Source organism: Salicola sp. Rm-C-2C1-2, from assembly GCF_040196175.1.
In the GTDB taxonomy this organism is placed as follows: Bacteria; Pseudomonadota; Gammaproteobacteria; order Pseudomonadales; family Oleiphilaceae; genus Halospina.
The window spans coordinates 92,068-111,923 of record NZ_JBEFNF010000004.1; the positions used below are offsets into that span (position 1 = coordinate 92,068).

General features: G+C 60.7%; 17 protein-coding genes. 12 read left to right on the forward strand and 5 right to left on the reverse strand.

Annotated features, from left to right (window positions below):
- The first annotated feature begins 18 nt into the window (after positions 1 to 18).
- The 4 genes from rlmD (at position 19) to AAF659_RS08960 (ending at position 4,919) form a co-directional block, all read left to right on the forward strand.
- Entirely contained in the window at positions 19 to 1,368 is a 1,350-nt protein-coding gene (gene rlmD, locus AAF659_RS08945) for a 23S rRNA (uracil(1939)-C(5))-methyltransferase RlmD (protein WP_349751398.1), read from the forward strand.
- Positions 1,368 to 3,608 (forward strand): GTP diphosphokinase, encoded by a 2,241-nt coding sequence (gene relA, locus AAF659_RS08950; protein ID WP_349751399.1) that lies wholly within the window; start codon positions 1,368 to 1,370, stop codon positions 3,606 to 3,608. The genes rlmD and relA overlap by 1 nt, the downstream gene beginning before the upstream one ends.
- A 13-nt stretch (positions 3,609 to 3,621) precedes the next feature.
- Positions 3,622 to 4,470 carry a nucleoside triphosphate pyrophosphohydrolase gene (gene mazG, locus AAF659_RS08955; protein WP_349751400.1) on the forward strand — a complete coding sequence of 283 codons (849 nt, stop codon included), beginning with the start codon at positions 3,622 to 3,624 and terminating at the stop codon, positions 4,468 to 4,470.
- Positions 4,471 to 4,577: 107 nt separating this feature from the next.
- Positions 4,578 to 4,919 carry a YlcI/YnfO family protein gene (locus tag AAF659_RS08960; RefSeq protein WP_349751401.1) on the forward strand — a complete coding sequence of 114 codons (342 nt, stop codon included), beginning with the start codon at positions 4,578 to 4,580 and terminating at the stop codon, positions 4,917 to 4,919.
- 17 nt (positions 4,920 to 4,936) lie between these two features.
- Here AAF659_RS08960 and AAF659_RS08965 read toward each other — a convergent pair whose 3' ends face one another.
- Complete coding sequence (locus tag AAF659_RS08965; RefSeq protein ID WP_349751402.1) at positions 4,937 to 5,149, reverse strand: hypothetical protein; 213 nt, start codon at positions 5,147 to 5,149, stop codon at positions 4,937 to 4,939.
- Between the two features lie 106 nt (positions 5,150 to 5,255).
- On the opposite strand from AAF659_RS08965, the gene ppc reads away from it, so the two are divergent.
- The 6 genes from ppc (at position 5,256) to AAF659_RS08995 (ending at position 11,455) form a co-directional block, all read left to right on the forward strand.
- Positions 5,256 to 7,892 carry a phosphoenolpyruvate carboxylase gene (gene ppc, locus AAF659_RS08970; RefSeq protein WP_349751403.1) on the forward strand — a complete coding sequence of 879 codons (2,637 nt, stop codon included), beginning with the start codon at positions 5,256 to 5,258 and terminating at the stop codon, positions 7,890 to 7,892.
- Positions 7,893 to 7,907: 15 nt separating this feature from the next.
- The gene (locus tag AAF659_RS08975; protein WP_349751404.1) at positions 7,908 to 8,825 is read left to right on the forward strand and encodes an HDOD domain-containing protein; all 918 of its coding nucleotides are present in this window, start codon (positions 7,908 to 7,910) and stop codon (positions 8,823 to 8,825) included.
- 94 nt (positions 8,826 to 8,919) lie between these two features.
- Positions 8,920 to 9,576, forward strand: coding sequence for an adenylate kinase (gene adk, locus AAF659_RS08980; RefSeq protein WP_349751405.1), 657 nt, complete (start codon positions 8,920 to 8,922; stop codon positions 9,574 to 9,576).
- Between the two features lie 8 nt (positions 9,577 to 9,584).
- Positions 9,585 to 10,274, forward strand: coding sequence for a tRNA (adenosine(37)-N6)-threonylcarbamoyltransferase complex dimerization subunit type 1 TsaB (gene tsaB / locus AAF659_RS08985; protein ID WP_349751406.1), 690 nt, complete (start codon positions 9,585 to 9,587; stop codon positions 10,272 to 10,274).
- Positions 10,275 to 10,346: 72 nt separating this feature from the next.
- Positions 10,347 to 10,670: a hypothetical protein gene (locus AAF659_RS08990; RefSeq protein ID WP_349751407.1), complete on the forward strand. Its 324-nt coding sequence runs from the start codon at positions 10,347 to 10,349 to the stop codon at positions 10,668 to 10,670.
- Positions 10,670 to 11,455 (forward strand): class I SAM-dependent methyltransferase, encoded by a 786-nt coding sequence (locus AAF659_RS08995; protein WP_349751408.1) that lies wholly within the window; start codon positions 10,670 to 10,672, stop codon positions 11,453 to 11,455. Before AAF659_RS08990 ends, AAF659_RS08995 begins: the two co-directional genes overlap by 1 nt.
- On the opposite strand, the gene plsB is transcribed toward AAF659_RS08995, so the two are convergent.
- Positions 11,452 to 13,941 carry a glycerol-3-phosphate 1-O-acyltransferase PlsB gene (gene plsB, locus AAF659_RS09000; RefSeq protein WP_349751409.1) on the reverse strand — a complete coding sequence of 830 codons (2,490 nt, stop codon included), beginning with the start codon at positions 13,939 to 13,941 and terminating at the stop codon, positions 11,452 to 11,454. The two genes, AAF659_RS08995 and plsB, sit on opposite strands and share 4 nt — an antisense overlap.
- Before the next feature lie 113 nt (positions 13,942 to 14,054).
- Here plsB and nudC point away from each other — a divergent pair, with 113 nt between their 5' ends.
- Complete coding sequence (gene nudC / locus AAF659_RS09005) at positions 14,055 to 14,846, forward strand: NAD(+) diphosphatase (RefSeq protein WP_349751410.1); 792 nt, start codon at positions 14,055 to 14,057, stop codon at positions 14,844 to 14,846.
- Positions 14,846 to 15,709, forward strand: coding sequence for a glutamate racemase (murI, locus tag AAF659_RS09010; protein WP_349751411.1), 864 nt, complete (start codon positions 14,846 to 14,848; stop codon positions 15,707 to 15,709). Before nudC ends, murI begins: the two co-directional genes overlap by 1 nt.
- Here murI and AAF659_RS09015 read toward each other — a convergent pair.
- The 3 genes from AAF659_RS09015 to AAF659_RS09025 form a co-directional block, all read right to left on the reverse strand.
- Complete coding sequence (locus AAF659_RS09015) at positions 15,637 to 16,644, reverse strand: DUF2156 domain-containing protein (protein ID WP_349751412.1); 1,008 nt, start codon at positions 16,642 to 16,644, stop codon at positions 15,637 to 15,639. The genes murI and AAF659_RS09015 overlap by 73 nt on opposite strands.
- 31 nt (positions 16,645 to 16,675) lie before the next feature.
- Positions 16,676 to 17,329, reverse strand: coding sequence for a class I SAM-dependent methyltransferase (locus AAF659_RS09020; protein ID WP_349751413.1), 654 nt, complete (start codon positions 17,327 to 17,329; stop codon positions 16,676 to 16,678).
- Between the two features lie 214 nt (positions 17,330 to 17,543).
- Positions 17,544 to 19,694: an EAL domain-containing response regulator gene (locus AAF659_RS09025; RefSeq protein ID WP_349751414.1), complete on the reverse strand. Its 2,151-nt coding sequence runs from the start codon at positions 19,692 to 19,694 to the stop codon at positions 17,544 to 17,546.
- Between the last annotated feature and the right edge of the window lie 162 nt (positions 19,695 to 19,856).

The window sequence follows — 19,856 nt, forward strand, 5'->3', positions numbered from 1 at the left end:
TCCAACAGAGTACCCAGCATGAGCCGACGCCGCCGAGGTCCGCGCATCCCCGCAGAACCGATCAGTATCGAGATTGAAAGCCTCAGCCATGACGGGCGCGGTGTGGCCCGGATCGAGGGCAAGGCCGCCTTCGTGGATGGTGCCCTGCCAGGTGAGCAGGTTCAGGCACGATTTCTGGATCGGCGCCGGCGCTTTGATGCCCTTAGGGCTCTGGAGGTGGAAGCCAATCCAGCGCCCGATAGGGTTACGCCGCCTTGCCCTCATGCGGGCCTTTGCGGGGGGTGCAGCCTGCAGCATCTGGACCCGGAAGCACAGATCCGCCTCAAGGCGGCAACGCTTGCCGAGCAGTTTACCCACTTTGGCGGAATTGAGCCGGAACAATGGGCTGCTCCTCTGGCGGGTGAGACCCTGGGATACCGGCGGAAGGCGCGCCTGGGTGTGCGCTATGTCACCAAACGTGATGAGGTGCTGGTCGGCTTTCGTGAGAAGGGCAGCAGCTTTATTACCGCCATCAATGACTGCGCGGTTCTAGATCCGCGCGTTGGCCAGCGCATCGAGGCGCTGAAGACACTGATCGCCGGCCTGTCCGTCTATAACCGTTTGGCCCAGATCGAGGTGGCCTGTGGTGATGATGACGCGGCGCTGGTGCTGCGCCACCTGGATCCGCTGACCCCGGAAGATGAGGCCACTCTGGACGAATTTGGCCGCACTCACGGCCTCCAGATCTACCTCCAGCCCAAGGGCCCAGACACGGTACACCGGCTTTGGCCAGCACCAGGTAATGGGCCGGATCGCCTGTTTTATCGCTTGTCCGATTGGAATCTGACCCTGGCGTTTCACCCCATGGATTTCACCCAGGTCAATGCCGACATCAATCAGCGTATGATCAGCCAGGCTCTGGCATGGCTGGCGCCGAAGCCTCATCATCGGGTGCTGGACCTGTTCTGCGGTCTGGGCAATTTCTCGCTGCCACTGGCACGGCAGGCTGGTGAAGTGGTCGGAGTTGAGGGCGAGGAGGCGCTGGTCCAGCGCGGGCGCGAGAACGCCGAACGCAACGGCCTGGATAACGTGATCTTCCGGGCAACGGATCTGCAACAGGATTTCACTGCTGAATCCTGGGCAGCGGAAGGTTTTGATCGCGTTGTGATTGATCCGCCGCGGTCCGGAGCGGAAGATGTGGTTCGCCATCTTTCCAGCGCTGGTGTTGAGCGCATTGTCTATGTGTCCTGCAATCCAGCGACTCTGGCCCGGGATGCCGGTATCCTCGTAGCCAATGGCTATCGGCTGGTGCGGGCCGGGGTTATGGACATGTTCCCGCACACCGCTCATGTGGAATCCATGGCGCTGTTCGAGCGGGAGTCACACTGATGGTCAAGGTCCGCGAGAACCACGCCAGTACGGCGGATGGCGGTGTGGACATCCGCGCCTGGGTGGATTATATCCATGCCCAGCATCCGTTAGAGGATCGTGAGGCCCTGATCAAGGCCTGCCGACGCAGTCTTGCCATTGACCGCAAAGCGGTGCGCGAGGACCGGCTCTGGGCGCCGGGGGCCAGCAGTTTCCTCACCGGTCTTGAAATGGCCCAGATCCTGACGGAATTGCGCCTTGACCAGGAAACGCTGGTGGCTGCGGTGTTATATCGGGCCGTGCGTGAGGAGCGCATGACTCTGGAGGCGGTGCGCTCCGAGTTTGGTGACGTCATCGCCCAACTGATCGATGGCGTGCTCCAGATGGCCGCCATTTCCACGCTTCACCGCCCGCTTAAAGGGAATGTCCTGGGCCAGGCCCAGGGGCAACACGACAACATCCGCCGCATGCTGGTGACGATGGTGGACGATGTGCGCGTGGCCCTGATAAAGCTGGCTGAACGGACCTGCGCGATCCGCGCGGTCAAGGATGCGCCGCCGGAAAAACGCCTGCGAGTGGCCCGCGAGGTTTTCGACATCTACGCGCCTTTGGCGCACCGGCTTGGCATCGGCCATATCAAGTGGGAGCTGGAGGATCTGTCCTTCCGTTATCTGCATGAATCCGCCTACAAGAAGATCGCCAAGCTGCTGGATGAAAAGCGGGTTGATCGTGATGCTCACGTCCGGCGCGTGGCGCAGACCCTTAAGGAGTCTCTGGGGGAAGCGGGTATTGAGGCTGAAGTGGCCGGGCGTGCCAAGCATATCTACAGCATATGGCGAAAGATGCGGCGCAAGGGCATCGACTTCTCGGAAGTCTACGACATTCGGGCGCTGCGGGTACTGGTACCGCAAGTTCGTGACTGCTACGCGGCCATTGGCGTGGTGCACGGGATCTGGCGCCATATCCCCCATGAGTTTGATGATTACATTGCCAACCCCAAGGAGAACGGCTACCAATCCCTGCACACCGCGGTGGTCGGGCCCGAAGGTAAGACCATGGAGGTCCAGATCCGCACCCATGACATGCACGAGGATGCTGAACTGGGCGTATGCGCGCACTGGCGCTACAAGGGCACCGACAACGGCGGCGCCGAAGCCGCCTATGAGGCCAAGATCAACTGGCTGCGCCAGGTCATTGACTGGCAGGAGGAGCTGGGCGACACCGAGAGCCTGGTGGCGCAGCTGCGCAGCGACGTGGGCAGCGACCGTATCTATGTGTTTACCCCCGAGGGCCACGTGGTGGATATACCCCGTGGCGCCACGCCTCTGGATTTCGCCTACAAGGTGCACACTGAAGTGGGCCATGCCTGCCGTGGCGCCAAGGTCAATGGGCGTATCGTACCTCTGACTTATACTCTGCACACCGGTGAGCAGGTGACCATACTGCGCGGCAACGAAGCCGCGCCGAGCCGGGACTGGCTCAACCCTGGTCTGGGGTATATCCAGACCTCGCGGGCCCGCGCCAAGGTGACCCGCTGGTTCAAGATGCAGGACCGGGAACAGAATATTGCCGACGGCAAGGCGGTTCTGGAGGATGAATTGGGGCGCCTGTCGCTGCGGGATCTGGATCTGAACGCGCTGGCGCGTAAGGTCAACCACAGTTCGGCCAATGACATGTACGCGGCTATCGGGGCGGGTGATCTCAAGCCTGCTCAGGTTGTCAAGACCGCTCAGCGGGTGCTTGAGCCGAGCGAGCGGCAGCTCGACCTGCGGTTTGCGCGCGGGCGCAGCGAACAGGGCAAGAAAGACCCGGATATCCACATTCAGGGCGTTGGCAACCTCAAGACCAGCATTGCCCAGTGTTGCAGTCCCGTTCCTGGCGATCCCATTGTTGGTTACATTACGGTTGGTCGGGGTGTATCCGTGCACCGCGATGACTGCATGAACCTGTTGCAGCTGCGTGAGCAGGAAGCCAACCGCATCATCGAGGTGGACTGGGGACCGGAACCTGAGGCGCGCTACTCTGTGACCATTGATATCGAGGCCTATGACCGAGCGGGGCTACTGAGTGATATCACCTCGGTACTGGCCAATCGCAGGCTTAACGTGCTGTCCATGCAGACCGAGTCCCACAGCGACAGTCACATGGCCAGCATGACACTGACGGTGGAGATTGGTGACATCGATCAGCTGTCGCGTCTGCTGGCCTCCATTCGCCAGCTGCCGAACGTCATGGATGTGCACCGGCATCGTGAAGCCTGATCGGAGTAAGCCAATGAATGCACCCTATTCGATGGATGATCTGCTGACACTGATGGCGCGCCTCCGGGATCCGGAACAGGGCTGCCCCTGGGATCTGGAGCAGGACTTTCGCAGTATCGTTCCTCATACCATCGAGGAAACCTATGAGGTGGCGGACGCCATTGAGCGCGGCGACTTTGACCACCTTCCGGATGAACTCGGGGATTTGTTGTTCCAGGTGGTGTTCTACGCCCAGCTGGCGCGGGAAGAAGGACGTTTCAGCTTCAGCGACCTGGTCGATGGTGTGACCCGCAAGATGATCCGCCGTCATCCGCACATCTTCCCGGACGGCACACTGGATAGCCAGCCCGGGGACGCCGACGGTATGACCGAAGCGGATGTGCGTGTGAGCTGGGATCGCATCAAGGACGCGGAAAAACGGGATCAGGGGGAACCGGAAACGCCGTCTAGTGTTCTGGACGATGTGACGCCCGGGCTTCCCGCTTTCCAGAGGGCGGCGAAACTGCAGAAACGCGCATCAAAGGTGGGGTTTGACTGGCCGGAAACCGCGAAGGTTTTCAGTAAGCTCCAGGAGGAAGCTGGCGAGCTGAAGGCGGCTTGGGAGGAGCGCGCCAGCCCGGAAGAGCGGGATGATGTGGAAGACGAGCTGGGCGATCTTTTGTTCGTGGCGGTGAACCTAAGCCGCTTCCTGGGAGTGGATGCCGAGCAGGCACTACGCCGTGCCAATCTCAAGTTTGAACGTCGCTTCCGCTGTATGGAGCAGCAGCTGTGCAGTGAGGGAGAAGGGCTTGAGGGGCGCGACATCCAAGCTCTGGAAGCCGCCTGGCAAAAGGCGAAAAAGGCCTCTGACGCGGAAACCTGAAGTAACGGTCTGGTCAGCATACGTACAATCCATTACCGCATTCTTCTCTGTCCCTGCGCCGCAATGGACTAAACTGTTGCGAAAAGGTGGCATCAACAGGAGGCATCATGCGGCTTGGACAACTCGTCAATCACTGGGAACAGCATGCACGCGGCCGGCTGGCCGATGAAAAGGTGACAGTGCAACTCCCGGCTGAAGGCGAACAGCGGCTTGAGGCGTTGGCAAAGCAGTACCCGCTGAAGTCGCGCGAAGCCCTGCTGCGCGATCTTATTAATGCCGCTCTGACCGATCTTGAGGTTTGCTTTCCCTATCGGGAAGGAAACCGCGTGGTCGCTCGTGATGAGGACGGCTTCGAGGTCTATGAGGACGCAGGTATGACGCCGCGATTCCTCCATCTTTCCCGCAAGTACATGCAGCAGCTCAAGGGCAGCGCCTCACGCGTGGTGTGAGGGCACCGCCCTGCTGACTACTTCCGTCGCCCTGACTCTGGAAGATCCGAAAGGGCGGCGTTGAGAAGATCCCGCAGCAGCTCCTCTTCCGAGTAATCAGGATAGAGTTCCGCCAGCGCACGTAGCCGCGCGGCGTCTTCCAGCGTGACGTTCACCTCGTATTCCTGCTTGCCGGTATTGGCTGTGCGTTCCCCGGTTTCCCACTGTTTTGGCAGATCCGCGATTTTCATGGTATTGCGTTGCTCCGGTAATGTTGGGTCATACTAATGGCTTTCCGCTGGTTTAATCCTAGCATGGAGCCACCGGCATTGCCCGCAGCGAATGGGACCCGAATCAATGACCGAATTGCATCCCGCCCTCAGGGAAAACATCCGTCTTCTTGGTGAAATTCTTGGTGACTGTATCCGTGAGAAACCCGGCCCTGAGTGGTACGAGCGGGTGGAAGCCGTGCGGCAGGCGGCCAAGGACGATCGCATGCAGGAAAGCGGCTCAGGGCAGCGCCTGGCGGAATTGCTGGCGAGCCTGACCGACGACCAGCTGGTCCCTGTCACCCGGGCGTTCAACCAGTTCCTCAATCTGGCCAACCTGGCCGAGCAGTACCATGGCATCCGGCGTCATCGCGAGCCCCGGGAACAGGAGCCTGATGAATCGGTTCGGGGGACTCTGGCGCGCCTGGCGGCACAGGGTGTCGCACCTGACAGGCTGCACGAATGCGTGCGGGACATGCGCATGGAGTTCGTGCTGACGGCCCATCCCACGGAGGTGGCCCGGCGCACCCTCATCATGAAGTATGACGAGATGTCCGCCTGCCTTCAGCGCCTGGACACCGATGATCTGCTGCCGGAAGAGCGTGAGCTGGAAGTCGGGCGCCTACGCCAGCTCATCACCCAGGCCTGGAATACTGATGAGATCCGTCATGAACGGCCGACAGCTGTGGATGAGGCCCGTTGGGGGTTTGCGGTAGTGGAGAACAGCCTCTGGCAGGCGTTGCCGGAGTTTCTGCGTGAATTGGATGGCGCGCTGGTGGAGCAGACCGGAGAAGGGCTACCCATTGAGTCCAGTCCCATTCGTGTGGCGTCATGGATGGGCGGTGATCGGGATGGTAATCCCAATGTGACCGCATCGGTTACCCGGGAAGTGCTGCTGCTGAGTCGCTGGATGGCAGCGGATCTGTTCCTGCGTGATCTTCAGGATCTGCGGGCTGAACTTTCAATGTGGCAAGCCTCCCCCGAACTACAGGAACGGGTAGGAGGGCACCGTGAGCCTTACCGGGCACTGCTTTCTGAGCTACGCAACCGACTCCTGGCCACACGGGACTGGGCTGAAGAGGCGGTGCGGGGCAGCACCGAAGCCCCGCCCGAGGTGATGCTGGATTCTGCTGAACTGATCGAGCCGCTTCAGCTGTGCTTTGACTCGCTGGTGATGTGTGGCATGGAGTCGGTCGCCCGGGGACCGTTGCTGGATACATTACGGCGTGCTCACTGCTTTGGGCTGGCGCTGGTCCGGTTGGACGTGCGCCAGGAAGCCTCCCGCCACGCGTCCGCCATTGGCGAGATTGTGGATTGGCTTGGTCTCGGTGATTACCAGCAATGGGATGAGGCTGAGCGTCAGCAGTTTCTGATCCGGGAGCTGGAAAGCCGCCGCCCGCTGGTGCCGCGCAACTGGGCGCCTTCGGCGGAAACACGGGAGGTGCTGGATACCTGCCGGGTGATTGCGGAACATCCGGCGGAAGCCCTGGGGTCCTATGTGATCTCCATGGCTGCCCAACCCTCGGACGTGCTGGCTGTGATTCTTCTGCTGCGCGAAGCCGGCATGCAACACCCCATGCGAATTGTGCCGCTGTTCGAGACACTGGCGGACCTGGATCACGCACCCGAGGCCCTCCGGGCACTACTGGAACTGGACTGGTATCGCGAATACACCGGAGGCCAGCAGGAGGTGATGATCGGCTATTCGGACTCCGCCAAGGATGCCGGCCAGATGATGGCGGCCTGGGCCCAGTATCAGGCACAGGAAGCGCTGACGCGGGTAGCCGCGGATTACGGCGTGCACCTGACGCTTTTCCACGGTCGAGGGGGCACCGTTGGTCGTGGTGGTGGTCCGGCGAACCGGGCCATACTTTCGCAACCACCCGGGTCAGTGAATGGCAGCCTTAGGGTTACCGAGCAAGGGGAGATGATCCGCTTCAAGTTCGGCCTGCCACGGGTGGCCCGACGCAGCTTCAATCTCTACATTAGCGCGGTTCTGGAGGCGACAGTGGCACCCGCGCCGGAACCCAGGCCCGAGTGGCGCGAGATGATGCACACGCTGAGTGACGAGGCGGTTCGTTCCTATCGTGGTCTGGTGCGTGAGACAGACCAGTTTGTTACCTACTTCCGGCAGGCCACACCGGAGCAGGAACTGGGCAAGCTTGCTCTGGGCAGCCGCCCCGCAAGGCGCAAGCCCTCGGGTGGCGTCGAGAGCCTCAGGGCCATTCCCTGGATTTTCGCCTGGACCCAGATGCGGTTGATGTTGCCTGCTTGGCTGGGTAGTGATGCGGCTCTTGACAGGGCGTTGGAGCAGGGTAATGAGCCCCTCCTCAATGAGATGATCCGGGACTGGCCTTTCTTCAGTACCCACATCGATATGCTGGAGATGGTGCTGGCCAAGGCGGACCTTCGGATTGTCAGCTATTATGAGCACAAGCTGGTGGCGTCGGATCTACGAGGGCTGGGAGAAATGCTGCGTGAACGTCTGCGCGGCTGTGTCCATAATGTGAATCGCCTGAAGGGGCAGGAGGAACTGTTGACGCAGCAACCGGAGTTTGCCCATTCAATGAGGGTTCGCAACACCTATACGGATCCGCTGCATTACCTGCAGGCGGAGCTGCTGCAGCGCGACCGGGAAGCCGAAGGGCGGGTTCCGGAGAACGTTGAGAAGGCCTTGAAGGTGACCATGGCCGGTATTGCGGCTGGTATGCGCAATACCGGCTGAGGCTGGGGAGTAAGGATGACGCAACAGCCAGATATGGACGCTCTGGCGGCGCGGGTGCAACAGCTTTACCGGCTGCCACCCATGCCTGCCATTGCGCTGCGGGTAATGCAGATGACAGCGGCGCCTGAGACCACGGCGGCACAGCTTGCCGGCGTGATTGAGCGGGATCCCAGCCTGGCCGCGCAGGTGCTTCGGTATGCCCGCTCTGCTCTCTTCAACTACCGCGGCGAGCTGCACAGTGTTCAGGAAGCGGTGACAAGGGTTCTGGGTTTCGATCGTGTTACCCATCTGGCCGTGGGCATCGCCGCCTCGCGCAGTTTCGAGCTGCCGCGTTCCGGCCCCTTGGGGTTGGAGGCGTTCTGGCACCACTCTCTGCATTGTGCCCGTCTGTCACTGGCTATAGCCCGCAGGCTGCCCCGGGGAGCGGCTCGGGACCGCCTGGATCCGGAGCTGGCCTATTTGAGTGGCCTCCTGCACAATCTCGGTCTGTTGCTGATCGGACACCTGTTCCCCGAGGACTATCGTCAGCTCCGTGAGGCCCGGGAGGCGGAGCCGGAGGTGGCGCTGTCAGAACTGGAGGCCAGGATCTTCGGGGTGAGCGATCAGGATGAGCAGGCACCGTTGCGGGTTGGCCATGCCAGTGCCGGCGGGCTTCTGCTTCATCTTTGGGAAATGCCGGAGCCTGTGGTTACGGTTGCGGGGATGCACGAGATAGCGGGCTACCAGGGCCGGCATGAGCCCTATGTACACTGCGTTCAGCTTGCCAATGAACTTCTGAAGGAGCGTGGCATCGGTGATGAGCAGACCCGGGCTGATCCAGTTGCCGCCGCCAGGGCACTGGGGCTGAACCAGCCGGATCTGGAGCAGTTATTGGGAACCATCGATGAGGTTAGTGCTGAGATCGAGGATCTGGCCCGGGGGCTTGCGGCCTGATTTGCCACATAGGGTCTGCCACGTATAATGACACCTCGATTTTAACAAGAGTCTGCCCCTGTCCAGGGGCTGTAAGCCAATGGGAGCAATCAGTATGCGTATCATTCTGCTCGGCCCGCCGGGAGCCGGAAAAGGAACCCAGGCTGCGTACCTCACCGAAGCTTTCGGTATTCCTCAGATCTCCACGGGCGACATGCTCCGTGCTCAGGTCAAGGCTGGAACCGAGCTGGGAAAGAAAGCGGAAGAAGTGATGGCTGCGGGCCAGCTGGTATCCGATGACCTGATCATCGGCATGCTCAAAGAGCGCATCGCTGAGGACGACTGCAAGAATGGCTACCTGCTGGACGGGGTGCCGCGGACCATTCCCCAGGCGGAATCACTCCAGGAACAGGGGGTTAAGATTGACTACGTTGTTGAGGTCTCGGTGGACGATGAAGAGATTGTCGAGCGCCTTTCCGGGCGTCGTATCCACGAGCCGAGCGGTCGCGTCTATCATGTGAAACATATGCCTCCCAAGGAAGAGGGTAAGGACGACGAGACGGGTGAAGCACTGATCCAGCGTGATGACGACAAGGAAGAGACAGTGCGTAAACGGCTGCAGGTCTACCGCGACGAGACCGAGCCGCTGGTCAGGTTCTACCAGGACCTGGAGTCCAAGAACCCGGGTAACGCCCCCCATTACGTCCGGATCGAGGGTGTCGGTTCCACCGAAGCCATCCGCGATCGAATCCTTTCCGCCCTGAAGGGCTGAGGCCTCCCGTGACCCGGCTGCTCGCTGTCGACACCAGTGCCGGCCGGGGCTCCGTTGCTCTCCTGGACGGGGGCAGCGTTCGCTCTGTTTACAGCGATCAACCCCGCTCCCACACCCGCCGGCTCGAGCCCATGATCAATGAGCTACTGGAGCAGGCTGGACTGCAACTTGGCGAGCTGGACGCACTGGCGTTTGGTGCCGGCCCCGGATCGTTCACGGGGCTGCGGGTGACAGCTGGTCTGGTTCAGGGGCTGGCCTTCGGACTTCGGCTTCCGGTGGTTGCCGTCTCCTCGCTCAGGGCCATGGCCCATGCTGTGCATAGCTACCTTGATGCGCCAACGGATGTTGCCGTGGCCAGGGATGCCCGAATGGGAGAACTTTACTGGGGGCTGTATCGGGTAACGCCGGACGCGGTGGTGGCGCCACTGTCTCCGGAGGCGCTGTTATCGCCGAAGGATCTGACTATGCCTGAAGGCACGGATGATTATCTGGGGGTGGGTGATGGCTGGCTACTGCGGGACTCGATTCCGGAAACCGTGCTGTCGCGCATGGGCGCAATCATGACGGATGTAGCCCCTGAGGCCGCTGCGATCGCCCGGCTTGGTGAAGTCCTGCTCGAGCAGGGTGAGGGGGTTGATGCCGAGGCGGTCCAGCCGGTCTATCTTAGGGATGATGTTGCCTGGCAGGGCAGCGCCTGAGCAGGGTGGGTGAGCAATGGCTATACTGTTCTTCCGTTATTCTGTGCTCGATACTGACGGGCGGTGATTCCTATGGTCGGTGGTATCTCTGGAAATACACCTCTGCCGGTTGCGCCGGATCCAGCACGGCGGCCTGATAACCCCGCGCGGGAAGCGCCACGCGCAGAGCCGGTTAATGAGCCCCGCAATGCCCCCCAGCAGGAAGCGCCCGGACGGGAGCGCAGGCGCCCGGAAGCGGCGGGTGACCCCGAGGTCGTGCGTCCCCGTCGAAGTCCGGATACCGATGATCTGCCGCTTCGCAACCAGGAGGCGCTTAGCGCCTATGATCGCATTGGCAACGCCGGGGCAGCCGCAGGCGAGGAGGCGGAGCTGGTCGGCGTGGATGTCCGCATCTGATGCATTCCGGGCTCCAGGCTGCCGCTACCCGGCAAGAGTGGCTTCCAGCAGCAATGCAGATGGCCAGACGGCTGGGCATTGAATGCGTTCCGGTGCCTGTGGACCGGCCGGCCAGATGCGATACGCCGGATGTTTTACTGCTGGTGTCCGATGAGGGCGTCAGCCTGCAGGCGACTGGTAAAAAAGCTCCTGGCCCGGTACGGGTGGACTGGGTGAACGGCCGCAGCGGGCATCGTCGGCGGCAGGGCGGGGCGGAGCTTCTGGTCAAGGCCATCGGACTGGCACGTACTTCACGGCCTCTCAGGATCCTGGACGCTACGGCCGGGCTGGGTGAGGACGCGCTGGTTCTGGCCGGTTTTGATTGTGAACTCATGCTGTTCGAGCGCTCACCGGTAATGGCAGAGCTGCTTGCAGACGGCATGACGCGCGCTGCAGAAGAACCGGCGCTGTCAGCGCGCCTCGCGCGTATGCAACTGGAGCGTGGTGATGCTGCCTCTTGGCTTGAGAAGCATCCGGCAGCCGTGGATGTGGTCTACCTGGATCCCATGTTCCCAGAAAAACGTAATAGCGCCGCCGTGCGCAAGGAGATGCAACTGGCCCGGGCTGTGGTCGGCGACGATGAGGACGCTGCTGCCTTGCTGACAACAGGGCTGGCTGCGGCGCGCCACCGCGTGGTGGTCAAGCGCCCGCGCCGGGCTGAGCCATTGCCGGGGCCTGCACCGTCCATTTCTATTGAGGGGCGCAGCAGCCGCTTCGATGTCTACAGCCGCCAAGCCTTGCCCTAGGATTGTGCTGGCTTTGCCTCGGGCGCAGGGCCACTGACGTTGGTTACCTGAAGGATGGATTGGCGCAGCTCCGAGCTGAGAACCAGCCGGGCCTCCTCGGCTACCTCTTCGAGTCCTGAACGCCAGACCAGCCGGCCGTCGTCGTCCGTAGTCAGGATACCGTTGGTCCGCAGGTTGGCGATAAAGTTGCGGAACAGGGTTTTGTCAAAAAATTCCGGCGCACTCAGCCCAAACAGCACGGCTACCCGTTCGGCCAGCAGAGTAGATTGTTCCTCCAGCTCTTCCGGCAACAGGGCGTTGGGTCCAAAGCGCCGCAGGATGGCAATGCTGAGATAATAGCGCTGCAACGTCTGGATCATGCCGTTGGAGAGCACACCCAGGCGCACTGCATCTGCCGAGCCAGGTTCAGGACGATGCAGAAGGCTGCCTTCACTGATCAGAAGGCCCTCCTCCACTAAGCGGTCGATCCAGGTATCCAGAACCGAGTCGATTTCATCTGTTGACCAGTGCAGGAAGAGCTCAGACTGGATGTACGGGTAGATGGCTCGTGCCAGGAATACCAGCCGTTCCCGCTCCAGTGAGCTGTTGTTCTGGAACAGACTGGCCAGCAGCGCCGGGATAGCGAACAGGTGCTGGACGTTGTTGCGGTAGTACGTCATCAGCACGGCGTGGCGGCCCTCCAGCAGAATGATGTCGCCCAGTGTCTGGCGGCGGCGGGCGATCAGGCCCATTTTTTCGTTGTAAGCAATCCAGTCCTCGCCGGTGCCTTCCGGGAAGGTCATGCGATCACTGTAGGGCTGCTTGTGGAGTAGGTTGCACAGGTCTTCCATCAGGCGCGCCAGAAGCTGTTCGTCCATAGCAAGGCGGTCGGTCGCCAACATCACAGTGGCCAACAGATTGACTGGGTTCAGAGCGGCCGCTTCGTTGATGTGCGTCACCGTGCGGCGGGCGAGGGTGTTAACCACTCCGGGCAGCCATTCGGGCCGGAAGCCTTGGTCGTATTCCTCGTTGCGCCACTGGGGCCGCTGTTCGTCCAGTACGCTCGCCAGTTCAATGGGAGCGCCAAAGTTCACCGACACCTGGCCAAAAGAGCGCCGGAGGTTGCGCAGCGATCCGATCAGACCCAGCAGTCCTTCTTTTTTCTTCTGGGTGCCCTGAAGTTCGCCCAGGTAAGAGCGGCCTTCAAGGATCTTTTCATACCCGAAATAGACCGGGACCAAAACAATGGGCTTGCGTGGATCCCGCAGGAAGCTGCGCACTGTCATCGATAGCATGCCCGAGCGCGGCTGCAGGGTACGCCCGGTACGGCTTCGGCCGCCCTCGACAAAGTACTCCATGGAGAACCCCCGGGTGAACATGACGTGCATGTATTCGTTAAAAACTGTTGAATACAGCGGGTTGTCGCGGAAGCTGCGGCGCATGAAAAAGGCACCGCCACGGCGCAGAAGTGGGCCCACAACCGGCATGTTCAGGTTGATCCCGGCAGCGATGTGTGGCGGCATCAGGCCATTCTTGTAGAGCACGTAAGACAGCAGCAGGTAGTCGATGTGTGAGCGGTGGCAGGGCACATAGACCACGGCGTTATCCCGGGCTGCCTCCTGAGCTGTTTCGATATTGTTGACTCGAATGCCGTCGTAGAGTCGGTTCCAGAGTCGGCCCAGAATCACCTCCAGGAACCGGATGGTCACCATGGAAAAGTTGGAGGTAATCTCGTGGGCGTATTTGAGGGCGCGGTCACGGGCCCTGGCCTGGGGGATACCTTCATGTTTGGCCGTCTCGCCGATGGCATCCTTCACCGGCTGACTGCGCACCAGTGCGTTGACCAGGGTCCGCCGGTGGGATAGGTCGGGACCGATGACGGCCTGTCGGACCCGTCGGAAGTGTACCCGCAGAATGCGGGCCAGTTTGCGCTGGGCCACTGATTCACTGCGCGCCTCGCTGATGGCTTCCTGGAGCGACAGCGGCCGATTGAACTGGACAAACAGATTGCGGCCATGGATAAGGATGGTGAAGAATTTTTCCAGCGGGCCGGTTACGGACCAGCTGTCCGAGAGCATGATCTTGAGCAGTGATCTTTCCTTATCCGGGGACCGCCCCCAGAACAGGGAAACCGGAACAATCTGCACGTCTTTGCCGGTTCGGCAGCCCTGGATGACCAGTTCCTTGAAGCGCTCTGTAGGCACTGGGGTATGGCGGAGCCGTCGGAGACCGCCCCGGCGCTTATACAGGAAGAGAAAAGAATGCTTCAGTCCGTCACCAAGTGGCAGCGGATTTTCAGCCCGGCGCAGATTGGCGCGCCTGAGTTCTTCTTCCAACACCAAACGGCTTGAAAGCGAGCTGTACTGCAAGACGTAACAGACTGGTTTATCCGGATCGAGGCCCAGCTGTTCCTCGTCGGAGCCCAGAACACGGCTGCGTACCCACAGGTATATCAGCCTGCGCAGGATCGTCAGGATCAGATTTGCGGGGCCTTTCAGAAACGCCATGCGTACTCCGCATCGGATGGGTTATCGAATGTTTGCCAAGTTTACGCCTCGCGCGGCACGCGGCAAAGTCCCGTTGCTTGCCGGCATGGCAGGCTCTGATTATAGTGCCTGACATGGATAACCTGACCGATTTCATTGCAGATCCCTGGGCGGTTGCCGCTCCGGCACGCGAGCTTGTCGCCGTTTTCAACGACGGACTGGACCTTTATCCCGCTGTAGATGGGGCGCTGTTCCACGATGCGGCGGCGGTTCCCGCCACTGCTGATACGCTGCTCCCGGTGGGCTGCCTGGGCCAGGATCGGCTGTATGTGGCACGAGCCAGCGGCACCGAGGGCCGGAGCCTGCGGTCGGTCTACCCTCATGCCACGCCAGCGGAACGTGCTGCCCTGGGCGCGGCGCGCCAACGGTTGCAGTGGGTTCAGGACCATGCCTTCTGTGGTCGTTGTGGCGGTCCGACCCAGTGGTACGAGCATGAGTACACGCTTTACTGCGCCCACTGCGACCGCCGTCATTATCCCCGCGTTTCACCCTGTGTGATCGTGGCGGTCCACGAAGGCGACTGGCTTTTACTTGGCCGGAGTCCGCGTCACCCGCCGGACCTGTGGACGCTGATTGCTGGTTTTATCGAACCGGGTGAGTCGGCGGAAGCCGCCGTGACGCGGGAGGTGTATGAGGAAACGGGCGCTCAGCTCGCGGATGTTCGTTATCAGGATTCAGAAAGCTGGCCTTTTCCCCATCAGCTTATGCTTGGCTACAGCGCCCGCTTTGCCGGTGGGCACCTCCGGCGGGCGGAGGATGAACTTGTGGCGCTGGAGTGGTTTCATCGGGATTCGCTCCCCAGGGTGCCGGGGGACTGGACCATTGCAGGGCGGTTGATACGCGCATTCCAGAAGGGGAGCGTCTGATGGGGCGGACCTGTCCCCGGGTGCTGCTGTTCGACAGTGGTATTGGTGGACTCAGTATTGCGGATTCGATCCGGCGCCGGCTGCCACAGGCAGATCTGGTTTACGCCGGGGATAATGCCGGTTTCCCCTATGGCGATCTTCTGGAACACGAAGTGGTGATGCGCTGCGTGATGCTGGTGGAGGAAGCCCTGGGTCGGTGGCCTTGTGACCTGGTGGTTGTGGCCTGTAACACCGCCAGTACCGTGGTGCTTCCTGCGCTTCGCACGCGCTTGAGCATACCGGTTGTTGGCGTGGTTCCGGCCATCAAGCCGGCGGCGGCGCTAAGCCGTACTCGGCGTCTGGGAGTGCTTGCTACCCCGGCAACCGTTGATCGGCCCTATCTGGCTTCCCTGATTGATGAATACGCTGCGGACTGCACGGTTCTGCGGCTGGGCAGCTCGGAACTGGTGTGCCTGGCCGAGGAGGGGGTGGCGGAAAGTCAGGTCGATGAAGAGCGGGTCAGCGCGATACTGCAGCCGCTGGCACTGGGAAAACCGGACACTGTGGTGCTGGGGTGCACCCATTTTCCGTTGATCCGGGAGTCACTGGCACGGGCCATGCCCGGTGTCAGCTACTGGGTCGATTCAGGTGATGCTATCGCCCGGCGGGTAGTCCAGCTTCTTGCAGAGGCGGCGTCTGAAGGCGCTGGTACCGGTCAGGGGGTTAGCACTTTCCTGTTTACCGCCGACTCCCCTGCGGGTATTGCGCGGTGGCTGGGCGGCAATAATATTGCCGCCCGCGCGCTATCACCTCAGATCAGTCGGGTCAGTCTGAACATCGCCAGGAACTCAAGCATCGGCAGCGCTGGCTTGTGGCAGCAGTAGGTTTTCTTCATCTCACCGCGGAATCGTGATTTGGTGAAATCCAGTCCCTTGAAGTTGTAAAAGCGGTTGCCCCGTTCATAGAGCCCTCGGCAGATGCTTTTGAGCATGCGGCTTTCCTGGGGCTCGGTGTCGGCCGATAGATGCAGGGGGATCAGGCCAAGATCAAGTCGGGGAACGCCCTCCTCCTGAAAGGTTTCCATGGCGTGCGCCATAATGGTGTAGAAAATGCCCTGCCGGAAATTGGCGTTGGCGCGGGAGATATTGGGCACGTAGCTGACGATCTCGTTGCGCTCGTAGATCGGGTCGAAGTAGATGAAGCCCACTGCCTTGCCGTTTTGGTAGGCGTAGAAGTGACGCTCGTTTTCCCGGTATTCCATGTCCATGGGTCGGATCAGGAAGCGGATCTCCTGGCTCTTGCACTTGCGCGTGCGGATCCAGGCGTTCGAGATTTCTCGGGTGTGGTCATCGCTGAACCGTTCCTGAACCGTGATGCCGGCCTCCCGGGCCTGGTTCAGTGCGGTGCGGATGATCTGTTTTTTCTTGCCCTTAAGCGACCATTGGCTCAGGTTTACATGGGACTCGGCGCCGAACTGGGTGCCGTAGTAGCCGAAACGCTCGGAAAGGATCTCCATTACAGGGCGGGAAACCTGGATGTAGCTGATGTTTGACACGCGCCGCTCGAAGCGCGAGAGGATCAGTTCCCGGTGCTCCGGAGCGCAGACCGGATCCGAGAGCACGAAATTGAGCCCCCACTTTTTCATATAGCCGATGTAGCCGATGCCGGGCACATCGAAGTAGTGCATCCCAGGCTGCAGCGTGGAAAATGACTGGGAATGGGAACCGTACTGTTTGAGCAGTGCCACTCGCTCGGAGAAGCTGATGGGGCCTTCCGGGACGTCCCGGACGCCGTCGAGGACCAGGGTCTGCTGTGTCATGGCTGGACTCCTTCTTGTTCTGGGGGCTTGCTCAGCCGCGCTTTTCGGCCAGAATTGACCAGTAGCAGTGAATGTTCAGCAGCGAGAAGCGTTTTTTGTCGCGGATTTCCAGGCCCAGGCTCTCGAGATAGGCCGGGTAGTTGTAGATGCCGTGGAAGGCATTGTCTGTGAAAAGCCAGAAAAAACAGGCGGCGATGTACCAGTAGCCCTTCTTGAAAAGGCGGGCCAGGGGATTGCCGCTGGGGTAGATAAAATCCCCTACCACCAGCTGCGCTCGCGGTTTGCCCAGGCTGACCAGGTGGCGGAGAACTTCAAGCATCCTTGGCCGGTCAAAGACATTCAGGAAAAAGTTGGCCACTACCATGTCGTAATGTTCGTACTCGATGACCTTCATGATGTCGTCGTGGACAGTGTGGACTTCCAGATGGGGCGCCTCATCGGCGAGTAGATCCCGGAACTTGCTGAGCATGGTTTCCGAGACATCCACGACCGTGACATCGGCACCGAGTTCCGCTGCGCGCAGGGCGTCCCGGCCATGGCCGACGCCGGCAATCAGGACGCGATCTCCGGGGCTGACATTCCCGGCGTGGAGCATCGCTGTCTTGCAGTCCTGAATGCTTCTACCGCTATAGACGCTGCTCAGGAAATCATAAACGGGGCCGACGATTCTGTATTTGTCCTGCATGGTCCGCACTGCCACTCCTGAAACGGGTTTCGGAAGCCGTTAAGGCCACCGGATTCAGGACCCATGCTATACATATCCGGAGGGAGTCTCTGTGGAACAGGCCGCAGTTTCTGGTTGCACGAGTTAACGAAAAAACAAAAAAATGCAACATTAATCAGTAATTTATTAAGATCGTAGGACAATCAATTACTGATTGAGAGGCAATAGCCTGAGATCAGATAACGCTGTAGAACCGCGGCTCAGGGTCTGCTTCCCATAGCGCCAGCTGATCCCTCGGTTGGGCCTTGCTGAAGTAATGCCCCTGGACGCTGTCGCATCCGAGCTCGCGTAGGTAAGCAAGTTGCTCGTGGTTTTCCACGCCTTCCGCGACGATATCCAGCTGGAGCCCTCTCGCCATGGCAGTTATGGCGTTGACGATGCAGGCGCCCTCCTCGCCGTGGCGGATGCTGCGCACGAAGCTCTGATCCACCTTGAGGGTATGGATGGGCAGGCGATGGAGGTAATTGAGGGATGAGTAGCCGGTCCCGAAATCATCAATGGCGATCCGGATACCATAGCTCGACAACTGATCCAGCTTCAGGCTGATCTGTTCCAGGTCGCTGATGATCATGTTCTCGGTGATCTCGATCTCCAGGCGCTCGGGCGGCAGGTCGTAGTGTTCCAGCTTCTGCAGCAAAAGATCGACGAAGCGCGGGTGTTCCACCTGCATGGGGGAGAAGTTAATCGAAAGCCGGAGTGCCTCGTCCGTCTGGCTGAGCCATGGCCCCATTTCACGGCAGGCCGTGGCCAGTACCCACTCACTGAGATCGCCAATCAGTCGGGTTTCCTCAGCCAGCGGCAGGAATTCGCCCGGTTGCAGCAGCCCGCGGGTAGGGTGCTGCCACCGAACCAGAGCCTCAAGGCCCCGGCAGAGCCCGGTTCGCAGACAGATCTGGGGCTGATAGAACACCCGCAGTTCCCCTGCCTGGAGAGCGCGGCGAAGGTCGCGCTCCATACCCAGACGGTGGGTGGTGTTCACGTTCATGGAGTCGGTGTAGAACTGATAGCCATCCTTGCCCCGGCCCTTGACGTGGTACATGGCCACATCCGCCTGCTGGATCAGCTCCTCGAGCTTGTGCCCGGAATCGGGGTACAGGGCGATACCGATACTGACACCCACATAGACTTCGTGTTCACCAAGCTTGAACGGACTCCGAAGTGCTTCCATCAGCTTGCGGGCAATGGTTCGGGCGTCATCAGTGTGCCCGATTTCGGGCAGCAACAGGGTGAACTCGTCACCCCCGAAGCGTGACAGAGTATCGCCCTGGCGCAGACATCCCTCCAGCCGTTGTGTGACCGCCTGCAGCAGGCGGTCACCCATGGCGTGGCCGAGGCTGTCATTGACCACCTTGAAACGGTCCAGGTCGATGAACATCACTGCCAGTTTCTGGTTATTACGCTCGGCCTGGGAAATGCTCAGTCCCAGGCGGTCCTTGAACAGCGCCCGGTTCGGAAGACGTGTGAGCAGGTCGTGGTACGCCTGGAAGTTGATGAAAGCCTCGGCTTCCTTGCGCTCGGTGATATCACGGGCCGTTCCGTAAATCTGGTGTACTGCCTCACTGGCGTCGGAGGCCTCGTCAGCCATGGGGAAGGCGCTGACCTCGAAGTGGCGGTTGCCATGCGCGCTCCCCCGTGACTTGAGCCGGACCTCAATGGTTCTCGGGTTGTCTGCGCTGATGGTCGGGTCCCGGAAGGCCCAGTCCACCCGCCCCACATCCTGGTCGTCAATGAGATGGCGGATGTGGCGGCCTTCGAGATCCTCGGGTCGGTACCCGAGCAGGGATTCCACCTTGCTGTTGAGAAACCGGAAGTGCCCGTTGCGGTCGAGCATGAACACAATATCGGGGGAACTGTTCACAATGCAGCGGTGGAGCTGTTCCGACTGGCGCAGGCGGGTCTGCGCCTCCTCGTGGCACTGTTCGAGCTGGCGCGTTTCGAGCACGCTCTCAACGGTCGCTGTCAGTTCTTCCGCATCGTACGGCTTGCGAAGGTAGTCGTAAGCGCCGCGCCGCAGAGCCCGACTGATCGCGTCAAAGGATGTGTCGCCGCTGATGACCACTACAGCGGCATCGATACCATGGCGGTCCAGAAAGGCCATCACATCGTGTCCGTTGATGTCTGGCAAGCGGAGGTCCAACAGCACAAGCTCATACTGACCTCTGCCCAGTTTCCGGCAGGCGTCGTTGCCGTTGAGAGCGGTTTCCGGCTGGTAGCCGTGATGAGTGAGCAGTTGCTGGATACTGCTGCAGACTGCCCCGTCGTCGTCGACAATGAGCAGTGGCGTGGCGCCCGTTTTGCTTTTGTTATCGTTATTATGTGGATCCATGACGGAAGCCGGTCGGGTCGGATTCAGAGTTCAAGTCTAGCCAGAATAAAGCCATTCTGTGGCATGGCCACTTCCAGAATTTGAATTCGATCTCACTTTTTTCAGTCAAAAGCGTAATCGATATTACCCGGGAATGAAAGATTTGCGGGCGTTTATTCATTT